This window comes from Chamaesiphon sp. VAR_69_metabat_338, assembly GCF_031423935.1.
Lineage (GTDB): Bacteria > Cyanobacteriota > Cyanobacteriia > Cyanobacteriales > Chamaesiphonaceae > Chamaesiphon.
In genome coordinates this window covers 1-10,458 of sequence record NZ_JANPGM010000495.1, presented here as the reverse complement: position 1 = coordinate 10,458, position 10,458 = coordinate 1, and the positions used below count along the sequence as shown (strand labels likewise).

Sequence of the window (10,458 nt, the reverse complement as noted above, 5' to 3'; positions counted from 1 at the left end):
ATCGCGGGAGAGGGGAATCCAAAACCGGACATGAGGTAATTGCGCCTGAATTTGCTGTGCGGCTCCAAAGATTGCTGGTAACAGATACCGTAACTCTTGTTTGCGGGAAGCGGGAATCAAGGCGATGGCAATATCATCGTCAGTAATTCCTAATTTGTCGCGAGCCACTGCTCGACTAGCTAAAGTTGCGACGCGATCGATTAATGGATGGCCGACATAATTAACTTTGGCTCCGCGCTCGCTAAAGTACTTCGCTTCACCAGGAAAAATTGCCAAGATTTTGTCGGTAAATTTGACAATTGCATCAGTCTTTTTAGTACCGATCGACCACACCCATTCTTGCGGTGCAATATAGTAAGAAATTGGTACGCGAGGTAATTGAGTATGAGCGTAATTCCCAATCTCCACATTGGCAACAATATAATCAATTAAGACGATCGCATCCGGTGGATTGGTTTTTAAATACTTTTTGGCAATACTTTTAATTTTAAATGAGGGTTGAATATAGGCCAAAGCTTCCCACATCCCCATCGAACTGATGCCCGTTGTATCTGCCAGGATTTCTGCCCCAGCAGCGGCCATTTTACCGCCACCGAGCGCGACAATCTTCAGGTCGATCCCCAATGTTTGGGCTAGTTGCTTGAGTGCGGTGACGAGTAACGAGCCTTGCAGATCGCCAGATACGTCTCCAGTACTGATGAAGATGGTTTTCTCAGGAGCGGGGAGCGGGGAGCGGGGGGCGGGGAGCGTTGTCATTCAGTTGGGAGTTGGGAGTTGGGAGAGCGTAGTGTGGACAGCGATGCGCGTAACTCCTTCGGAGTGGCTTCGCCAACGGTTTAGCTCATCAAGACACCGCCCACCATCTAAGTTTGGGGCATTATTTGTTTAATAAATATTTGCACTCATCTACTTAGAGGGTGAAGATTGAGGATGAATTGGTGAAGTGGGTTTGCCGATTACAATTTTGCGAGGATGGCTGCGGCGACACGATCGCAGACGCCAGGATCGCCTAGAGCTGTGCGCATCTGGGCATAATCAGATAGCATCCGTTCGCGGCGTTCTGGGTTGAGCATCAGTTCGAGACTTTCACTCGCAACGCGATCGGCAGTAGCTTCATCTTGCAATAATTCTGGCACGATCGGCTTCATTTCGACCAAATTAGTCGGCGACATATAGGGAATCGCGAATTTAACCACATTTTTGGCAATCCAAGCTGTCACCTTGCTGACCCGATAAACCACGACCTGCGGAATATTCAGCAGTGCTAGTTCTAAACTAACCGTGCCGCATTTTGTAATTGCAAAATCTGCTGCTGACAGCACGAGATCGGCATTTTCAGTAACTAAAGTAGCGTTGAGTTGATAGGCTTTAATTTGGCTTTCGATCTCATCGACAAAATCCGGTCGTGCTAAGGGTATCCAAAACCGAACCAGCGGTAATCGATCTTGAATTTGACGCGCGGCAGCAAAAATCACCGGCAGAATGTAGGTTAATTCTTGCTGCCGCGAAGCGGGAATCAAGGCTACAGCGATATCCGCGTCTTTAATTCCCAGTTGTTGGCGAGCGGTGTCTCGACTGGCGAGAGTAGCCACTCGATCGACTAATGGATGTCCGATAAATGTTGCTTTGGCTCCGCGTTCGGTAAAGTAACTGGCTTCGATCGGGAAAACTGAAAAGATTTCATTGATGAAACTAACAATTAATTTAGCTCTTTTATGTTGCCTCGGCCACACCCAATCTTGCGGCGCAATATAGAAGTCGATGAGCAGATTTGGAAACAGATCTCGGGCATATTTACCGATACTGATATTCGGATCGACGTAATCAATCAAAATGAGGGCATCTGGCGGGTTGGCTTTTACATACTGTTTGGCCAGATCCCGCGCTTGGAATGATGGCCTCAAATACGCCAATGCTTCCCAGACACCGATCGAACTGATGAAAGTGGTATCCGCGATGATTTTCGCACCGGCTGCGGCCATTTTGCTGCCACCGAGAGCCACAATCGTTAGGTCGATCCCCGACTGTTCGGCTAGTCGCTTGAGTGCCGCCACGAGCAACGCACCCTGAAGATCGCCAGATACGTCTCCAGTACTAATGAAGATAGTTTTCACTTAGGGGATAGGGGATAGGGGATAGGGGAAAGCGATTCGATCTCATCGCTCGCTTTCCTGAAGATTTACAAGAAATCGCCGCCAGATAGTGAAGCTTCGAGACAGAGGGTAGGCGGAACAATTCATGTGTATATTACTGAATACTCAGTGAGAACCTAGTTTTAGAGTTGTTAATTAATAGCGATTGTTTATTTAGTTGAATCACCCAAACAACTTACCCTATCCTCTATCCCCTATTCCCTATTCCCTAAATTAGTCGCTTTTATTATCGATAGATTTACCAGGAATGGGGCCGCGCCGTTTGCGATCGGCTTTACCATCGATCGATAATCTCAAGAATCGCTGGAGGTGTTGGACGCTCTCATAGTTGGGGAACAAGTCCAAATCGTCTAGTGCGTGATTGAGGGTTTTATGAGAGTAATAGATCGTCCGGAAGGCTTTTTTGAGCACCGTTAATTCTTCGGCAGAGTAGCCAGCGCGTTCTAGACCGACAAAATTTAGCGCGCGTACCCGTGCGGGCGTCCCCTCGACGATCGTAAATGGGGGGACATCGCGCTGAATCCTAGTCATGCCGCCAATCATCGATAATCTACCGACGCGGACAAATTGATGGATACCCAGCACCCCACTAATTACTGCTTCGGATTCGACATAGACATCGCCAGCTAGCGAAGTGGCATTGGCAATTTTGACATTATCTTCGATCGTGCAATTGTGAGCCACATGCACGTAAGCCATTAATAAATTGCGATCGCCAATCGTCGTGGCCTCGCCAATGCCGGTGGCACGATTGATCGTCACGTATTCGCGAATCCGATTATAGTTGCCAATTTTGACCCAGGTTTCGTCACCTTTGTATTTTAAATCTTGGCTCTCTAAGCCGATCGCCGCCCCTGGAAAAATCTGATTGCCAATGCCGATAGTCGTCGGCCCTTCGATGATGGCGTGGGCACCAACTGTAGTCCCAGCACCGATTTTGACATGTTCGCCAATAATCGCATACGGGCCGATCTGCACGGTCGGATCGAGTTCCGCGCTAGGATGCACCACAGCGGTAGGATGAATTCGTGTCATTAACATTGCTACTCCAGCCATCTTGTCATTTTCCTGCCATTAGGTGATCGGTGATGCGGATGCTTTGCATATTCGCTTGACAGACAGTGGTAAATCCAAGCAATCGAGCAGGCTGGGACGGGTTTGGGGCTGAGGCCACTTCCCTGAGTCATTATCGATCTTGGTGTGTTACTGGTTGCTGCTGCGATGGCACAAGCTTTTCAACGATGGGGTCGCAAGTTAGTCGTTAGGCATCAGACTAGTTCCTTACTCACTATTATGCCCAGGGTTGAAAGATGCTAGCACTTTCTGTCTGCAGTGGATCGGCAATCGCCAATATCTCGATTACACTTCTACTAGAGCAAATGTAAGATCTCCAGCAGCAGCTAGTTGACCATTGACTTCGGCGCGACCGTGCATCTTGGCAAATCGACGACGTTTGAAGGCTTGGAGTTCCACTGTCATCACCAATTGGTCGCCTGGAACTACTTGCTGGCGAAATTTGACGCCGTCGATGCCGGTAAACACAAATAAGCCGCCATTATATTCGGGCAGTTGGGTCAAGACGATCCCGCCGACTTGAGCCATCGCCTCAATAATCATCACCCCCGGCATCAGCGGATGTCCGGGAAAATGTCCCTGGAAAAATTGTTCGTTGAAGGTGACATTTTTTAAGCCGACGGCTTTTTCTCCTGGTACGAAGTCGATAATTTTATCGACTAAGGCAAAGGGATAGCGATGGGGTAAGAGCTGATGGATTTCTTGGATGTTAAAGGTAGTTTTAATCGGCTCGGTGGGAGTGGGATGTTCTGGTTTGCTTGCAGAGACAGGGGTATCTTGAGATCGATCGAGGGTAGTGGACATTAGACCTAATAGTTATGTAGTTATATTGTTGTTTGGTTGTTCGTGAAAGTGTCAATGTTCTAATATCCCATTTCATGGAGCCTTTGTGCCAACTGAATATGCAACTGGTGACTGGCTTTATATGCTACAAAATGAGCTTGGGGAAATTTGCCGAGCAAACTGAGATCGCCGATTAAGTCTAATAGTTTATGACGGGATGGTTCATTTGGGAATCTTAAAGGGGGATTGAGCCACTGGATCTCGTCACAAACTAGCGCGTTATCTAAACTACCACCTTTAATCAATCCTGCCGATCGCAACTGTTCGATCTGGTGCGCCAATCCAAAGGTACGTGCCGGAGCGATCTCGGTGGCAAAGTCCTCGCGATCTGGTTGCCAACTGTGCCACTGATTACCGATGGGTGCGACATCAAAATCAATACCGTAGGTAAATCGCAGCACTGGCGACGGTAGAGCCGCCACAAATATCTCGCCGTGTTGAATCCAGACTGGTGTCTCAATCGCGCCAGATGCTGCTAAATGGCTTGGCGATGGCTCGATTCCCGATCGAATGATGTCCTCGACCCAAACTCGTGCCGAGCCATCTAGCAGGGGTAATTCTGCGGCATCGACTTCGATTCGGGCATCAGTAATACCTAGTGCCGCTAGAGCTGCGAGTAAATGTTCGACTGTCCGCACCGAGGCACCATTGGCCGTCAGCTCTGTCGAGAGTGTCGTCTGACTGACATTACCGACTTGCGCTGGAATCTCTGGGGTAGTGGGTAAATCGACTCGCACGAAATAACGCCCCGCTCCTGGCTCTGCTGGTAAGATCCGGACAATTGTATCGATCCCAGAATGCAGTCCGATGCCCTGGAATTCACAAATATTTGAGACAGTAGGCATGACACTGTAAGTTAAAACTCTTAAAATCGGAGCGATTCGGTGTTAATTATGACATGATGTGCCATTTATGGCGACGGGCGGTACTAATCCAATCCTGAATTCGATCGCGCCAGCAATTAAGATCCCGCACGCAAAGCCGGATCGGAACCGATCGACCTTTGGTACAGCCGCTCCTTGAGCATATCGGCGATCCGTTTCGTAAACCCAGCAGTCGGCACAGCGAGTAAGAGTCCGAGCAGTCCACCCACTTGAGATCCGGTCAGTACAGAGATAAAGACAACAGCGGGATTGAGTCCAGTCATACCGCTCATCAATCGAGGGGCGATCGCATTTTCAATAATCTGACCGACGAGAATAGCCACCGCCAACACTTTGAGTCCCAACCAAATATTTTGGAGAGCCAGTAGAGAACTAATAATAATAATCGTGACGGTGCCACCAAACGGAATCAGGCTGGCAAATCCGATCGTCAATCCAAATAGCAATCCAAATGGAATCTGGAGTAATAAAAATACAGTCATCAGGGAGATGCCTTGAATGGTCGAGACGATTGCCTGACCTGCAAAATAACTCTGAAAACTTTGCCGGAGCGAGTCTTGAATCCGTTCGTTCCAGGGTGCGGGGAACCAGCTCCACAATCCATGCCACAATGATTTGCCGCTAAATACTAATAAAATAGTTAACACTAAAATTAAGAGTAAATTTAAGGCACTATTAATCGTATCCAAAGCCAAAAAAATCGCTTTGCGTGAGGCTAATTGTAATGTTTGAGTGACTCGATCGGTTAATCCCGTTGTTAAATTGGTCAGCTCGATCGGGAGATCTTGAAAGATGGGGAGCGTACTGATGTCGGTCACTTGTGCCTGTGCGGCGGCGATCCAAGCTGGCAGCCGGTTGACAAACTCTTCCAACTGTCGAATCGCGATCGGCAATAGCCCAAAACTAATTGCACCCATTAAGGCAACGGCGATCGCCAAAACTAACCCAATTGCCCAAGCTCGGGGTAATCCGCGTCGCTCTAATAAGGCGATCGGATAATCTAGTAAAAACGCGACCAAACAAGCAGTAATGACGATGCTAGAAATCGGCTGCAAGAAACCATAAAGTAACCCGATCGACCACGCATTTAGAAAAATCAACGGAAACGCTAAGCTAATTTTGAGCCATTGAGGTAGTTTTTGGTAGGAGCGCATTTGAGATCGAACGGTGGCTACTGCAAGAGGTCTGGGCTGGCTTTGACGAGTATAACTGTTTGAAATACAATCGTTTAGCTAGCTGGTTTTAATGATGCCATATCAATGACAAATCGGTATTTGACATCGCTTTTTACTAATCGATCGTAGGCTTCATTAATGTTTTGGATCGGGATGAGTTCGATGTCGGCAGTAATATTGTGCTCGCCGCAAAAATCTAACATTTCTTGAGTTTCCTTAATACCACCAATCAGCGAGCCGCTGAGACTCCGCCGACCAAATACCAAGCTGCCCACATTCAGCGATAGCGGCTCGGGCGGTACGCCGACTTGAGTGAGATTGCCGTCGCGCCCCAACAACAGCAGATAGGCAGTGATATCGTGTTGTGCGGACACGGTATCGAGAATGAAATGGAAACTATTGAGATGTTTGTTCATCTCGTCGGCATTCTTGGAATTGACGACCTCATCTGCTCCGAGTCGGAGGGCATCTTCAACTTTGTTGGCGGAGGTGGTAAACACAACTACATGCGCGCCCAGAGCCTTGGCCAATTTCACCCCCATATGTCCCAGTCCGCCCAGTCCCACAATACCAACTTTCTGCCCTTTGCTCACATTGTGGTGGTGCATCGGGGAATAAGTCGTAATTCCGGCACAAAGTAGCGGCGCAGTGGCAGCGAGATCCAAATTCGGTGGAATTTTTAGGACAAAGGCTTCATCTACAACGATGCTGTCCGCATAGCCGCCGTAGGTAATGCCTCCAGACTTTTTGTCAGCGGAGTTGTAGGTAAAGGTTGTGTCATTACAGAACTGTTCCAGGTCTGCTTCACAATTGACACAAGTGCGGCAGGAATCGACCATACAACCCACACCAGCAGGATCGCCAGCCTTGAATTTTTTAACGTCGGCACCAACGGCGACCACTCGTCCGATAATTTCATGACCGGGTACGCAGGGATAAGTAGTACCTTGCCACTCGCTCCGGACTGTATGTAAGTCTGAGTGACAGACGCCGCAGTAGAGAATTTCGATCTGGACATCTTTTGGCCCCACCTCACGGCGTTGAAGGTTAAATGGTGCGAGCGGAGTCGTCGCATTTTGAGCTGCGTAGGCATTGGTGGTCATCGCTGGCATGTGATTGTGTCTGTAAGTGAAACGTTTGAATACATCGATCGTCGCCGCCTCAAACTGCACTCAAGGTGGCCGATGCTGGGTACTAAAAAGCCATGCTAGGCACTAGTAAGCAGACTGAGCTGTTCGAGCAGTTCCTTGGCGGCTGGCGCAGAAGATGCGGGGTTTTGCCCCGTAATCAGCAGACCATCCTTGAGCACATAAGGCTGCCAGTCGGCTACTTTGGCATAATGCCCACCGTTTTGCACGAGCATATCCTCGACTAGGAACGGCACGATCTCCGTCAAGCCGGCTGCCTGTTCTTCGGTATTGGTAAAGCCGGTGACGGCTTTACCTTTGACGATCGGATCGCCATTGGCTGCCTTGACTCGGCGCAGTACCCCGGGCGCATGACAAACTAGGGCGATTGGTTTCCCCGCTGCCAGTGTAGTTTCGATTAAGGCGATCGAAGATTTATCTTCAACCAAGTCCCAGAGTGGGCCATGACCGCCGGGGTAAAATACCGCGTCGAAATCGCTAGCGGCAATCTCGCTTAATTTAAGTGTCTGCGCGAGCGCGGATTGGGCGGCGGCATCTGCCTTGAAACGCTGCGTGTCATCGGTCTGAGTCTCTGGGGTATCGCTCTTGGGGTCGAGTGGCGGCTGACCGCCTAGCGGTGAAGCGATGGTAATAGTGGCACCAGCAGCTTGGAATGTGTAGTAAGGTGCGGCGAATTCTTCCAGCCAGAAACCAGTTTTTTTACCTGTATTTCCGAGCCGATCGTGTGAGGTCAGTACCATTAATATTTTCATGTTGACTCCTTTAAGTATTCGATCGCTGACCTTTTTTTAAGTTTTCATTAGCAGCTTCAGTATCTATGCAAATGCAAATTGCTGCCGTTAATATTGCTACTTGTGTTGGTGCGATCGAGGCCATCGTCAAGCAGACAAATTACTTAAAAGCCCATGAAAATTTACGTTGGCTGTTCGACCTTTAGCGCATCACACAACTAAAAATTATTCTCACAGACATTAACACTCATCCATCTTATAGTTCAATTTGCCAATCTAATCTCTATCAATAGTGGTAGATCCAGCCAAGATTCAAGCGGATCGAAAAGCGATCGGTTGGCGAGAATTATTTAATGTCAGTTTGGGATAATAGTTGCCTGGAGACTGGCAATCGTTGGCGGTACCAAAGCGAAGCCAATATTCTTAACCCGAACTCATGTTATTTGAAATAATTTTTGAGGCCAAAGATCCGACCTCACCCGATCGACAACAAGTCAGATCGGTAATAGGTTTAGCTAGCTAGATCTGCGATCTTGGCGACAGGTGTTTGTACATACCAAATTGCCTCCACCTGTCGCGCTAAGGCTTCAGCCTGCGATCGATAATCCTGCCGTTCATGTTCGGCATCGGTACCGACGAGCAGCGTCACATGACCGAGTTTGCGACCGACTCGCGACTGCTTGCCGTACCAGTGGAGGTAAGTATGGGGAAGAGCGGCGATCTGCTGGCGTTGGGTGAGGTAATCGCTGTGAGTATCTTCATAACCCAATAAATTCACCATAACCGCGCCGCCACAGGTCAGCGCAGTGCTGCCTAAAGGTAAGCCAGCCACCGCCCGCAGCAGTTGGCTAAATTGAGAAGTAGCACAAGCTTCGATCGTCAGATGTCCCGAGTTATGGGTGCGGGGGGCAATTTCATTGACCGATACGCGGCCATCGGCTGTGGCAAATAACTCGATCCCAAACACGCCAACAGCATCGAGACTTGTCATTAATTTAGCTGCGATCGAGTTACACAGATCGATCGTCTCGACGGGTAGATCGGAAATCGTAAATACCCGCCGACAGACTTGGTCTTCTTGTTGAGTCTCCAAGATCGGGTAAGTAACGACCTCACCATCGACACCTCTGGCGACGATAACGGCCAACTCGCGATCGAAATTGACAAATTCTTCCACTAAGAATGGCGTGTCGGGATAGCGATCGCACAGGCTCTCTAGCGCAGCTTGCGATTTGATGATAAACGTCCCCTGACCGTCATAACCATTGCGGCGTGCTTTAACCACCACGGGAAATGCAAACCAAGGTGGTAATGCCGCTCGCTCTAACAGCGCGAATTGGGGTGTCGGCAAACCTAATTCTTGCAGATAGCAACGCTGGCGATATTTATCTAGCAATGGAGCCAATGCCGACAATTTTGGCAAAAAAGACGCCTTACCCGTTGCGGCGAGTTTGCTCAAGCCATCGAGATCGACAAACTCATTTTCAAAGGTAATCGCATCGCATTTAGCCGCCAGCACCGCTGTAGCCGCGACATCATCAACCTCGGCAAATACCGCCTCTGCTGCCAAACTGACAGCGACATCCCCAGGATCTGGCGTCTGTACGACCAATTCAAGTCCCAATTTTTGGGCGGCACTGGCCATCATCCACGCTAATTGTCCGCCACCGATTACGCCGATTCGTTTCATTTCAATTCTCAATCCGACTCAACCTTGTCTCTACTTTGTTATTTACAGCCGAGGGAGTCGCGAGTGGCGACACCAGTCTTGGGATTGACACCTGTGGCGATCTTGCACAGTTCTTTTTGCTGAAGTTTGCCCAAAATCGCATCGGTGAAGTCGGCACCAGCAATATTAGTATCCTTGAATGTCGATCGCAACATCATCGCTTCTACAAATACGGCATCGCTGAGATCGGCGTTGACAAATCGCACTTGGTCGAGCAAACCTTGCGAGAGATCGGCACCATGAAGATTGGTCGAGCTTAAGGTTGTGGAACTGATCACCGCACCAGTCAGATCTGCACCCGCAAAATTGGTTTTATCTAACTTGGCGGTAGTAAACACCGCTGTCTGAAGATTTTGCCCGGAAAAATCTTGCCCGCTGAGTTCGGCATTATCATAAGATAACGATGGTTTGTATTGAGCAGTTCCTCCCGCCGCAATTGCCTGACCGGGAAAGAAGATTAATAGAGAAGCAAGGATGAGCGCGATAATAGTAGGCATATTTTCAAATAAACAGTTAGCGATCGCTAGATGATGAAGGCTTGAATCTAAGCTAGTTAGTCTCAGTCAGATTTTTACATTCCTTAACATTGACAGTTTATCGCAAAACCAAGACTGCTCGATCGATCCCAACGCCCGCTCCCAACCCCCAACCCCCAATTCCCAATGTTCAAACTACTCATCACCTGGGTGCTCAATGCGATCGCGTTTTTGATTACCCAACG

The 10,458-nt window shown here is 48.9% G+C and carries 10 protein-coding genes; all 10 read right to left on the bottom strand.

Annotated elements, in window-relative coordinates; translation table 11 throughout:
- On the bottom strand, positions 1-756 hold a 756-nt coding region (gene lpxB, locus RMO84_RS13750; RefSeq protein ID WP_310489015.1), incomplete at its 3' end, for a lipid-A-disaccharide synthase.
- Positions 757-956: 200 nt separating this feature from the next.
- Positions 957-2,114, bottom strand: a complete 1,158-nt coding sequence (gene lpxB, locus RMO84_RS13745) for a lipid-A-disaccharide synthase (RefSeq protein WP_310489014.1) — start codon at positions 2,112-2,114, stop codon at positions 957-959.
- A 252-nt stretch (positions 2,115-2,366) separates the two neighbouring features.
- Positions 2,367-3,209, bottom strand: a complete 843-nt coding sequence (lpxA, locus tag RMO84_RS13740; protein ID WP_396135861.1) for an acyl-ACP--UDP-N-acetylglucosamine O-acyltransferase — start codon at positions 3,207-3,209, stop codon at positions 2,367-2,369.
- Between the two features lie 303 nt (positions 3,210-3,512).
- A complete protein-coding gene (gene fabZ, locus RMO84_RS13735; protein WP_310489013.1) occupies positions 3,513-4,031 on the bottom strand; it encodes a 3-hydroxyacyl-ACP dehydratase FabZ in 519 nt (172 codons plus the stop codon).
- A 59-nt stretch (positions 4,032-4,090) separates the two neighbouring features.
- Positions 4,091-4,915 carry a UDP-3-O-acyl-N-acetylglucosamine deacetylase gene (gene lpxC / locus RMO84_RS13730; protein ID WP_310489012.1) on the bottom strand — a complete coding sequence of 275 codons (825 nt, stop codon included), beginning with the start codon at positions 4,913-4,915 and terminating at the stop codon, positions 4,091-4,093.
- A 116-nt stretch (positions 4,916-5,031) separates the two neighbouring features.
- Positions 5,032-6,108 (bottom strand): AI-2E family transporter, encoded by a 1,077-nt coding sequence (locus RMO84_RS13725; RefSeq protein WP_310489011.1) that lies wholly within the window; start codon positions 6,106-6,108, stop codon positions 5,032-5,034.
- Between the two features lie 74 nt (positions 6,109-6,182).
- Positions 6,183-7,232, bottom strand: a complete 1,050-nt coding sequence (locus tag RMO84_RS13720; protein ID WP_396135862.1) for an NAD(P)-dependent alcohol dehydrogenase — start codon at positions 7,230-7,232, stop codon at positions 6,183-6,185.
- 104 nt (positions 7,233-7,336) lie between these two features.
- The gene (locus RMO84_RS13715) at positions 7,337-8,029 is read right to left on the bottom strand and encodes a type 1 glutamine amidotransferase domain-containing protein (protein ID WP_396135860.1); all 693 of its coding nucleotides are present in this window, start codon (positions 8,027-8,029) and stop codon (positions 7,337-7,339) included.
- A 490-nt stretch (positions 8,030-8,519) separates the two neighbouring features.
- Positions 8,520-9,698 (bottom strand): 5-(carboxyamino)imidazole ribonucleotide synthase, encoded by a 1,179-nt coding sequence (locus tag RMO84_RS13710; RefSeq protein ID WP_310489008.1) that lies wholly within the window; start codon positions 9,696-9,698, stop codon positions 8,520-8,522.
- Positions 9,699-9,736: 38 nt separating this feature from the next.
- Complete coding sequence (locus tag RMO84_RS13705; protein ID WP_310489007.1) at positions 9,737-10,234, bottom strand: pentapeptide repeat-containing protein; 498 nt, start codon at positions 10,232-10,234, stop codon at positions 9,737-9,739.
- Positions 10,235-10,458 lie beyond the last annotated feature (224 nt).

Bases quoted from the DNA above. Each gene is read 5' to 3' on its own strand.
- RMO84_RS13710 (WP_310489008.1), bottom strand. From the start codon at position 9,698: ATGAAACGAATCGGCGTAATCGGTGGCGGACAATTAGCGTGGATGATG.
- RMO84_RS13705 (WP_310489007.1), bottom strand. From the start codon at position 10,234: ATGCCTACTATTATCGCGCTCATCCTTGCTTCTCTATTAATCTTCTTT.
- RMO84_RS13720 (WP_396135862.1), bottom strand. From the start codon at position 7,232: ATGACCACCAATGCCTACGCAGCTCAAAATGCGACGACTCCGCTCGCA.
- lpxA (WP_396135861.1), bottom strand. From the start codon at position 3,209: ATGGCTGGAGTAGCAATGTTAATGACACGAATTCATCCTACCGCTGTG.
- lpxC (WP_310489012.1), bottom strand. From the start codon at position 4,915: ATGCCTACTGTCTCAAATATTTGTGAATTCCAGGGCATCGGACTGCAT.
- RMO84_RS13725 (WP_310489011.1), bottom strand. From the start codon at position 6,108: ATGCGCTCCTACCAAAAACTACCTCAATGGCTCAAAATTAGCTTAGCG.
- fabZ (WP_310489013.1), bottom strand. From the start codon at position 4,031: ATGTCCACTACCCTCGATCGATCTCAAGATACCCCTGTCTCTGCAAGC.
- RMO84_RS13715 (WP_396135860.1), bottom strand. From the start codon at position 8,029: ATGAAAATATTAATGGTACTGACCTCACACGATCGGCTCGGAAATACA.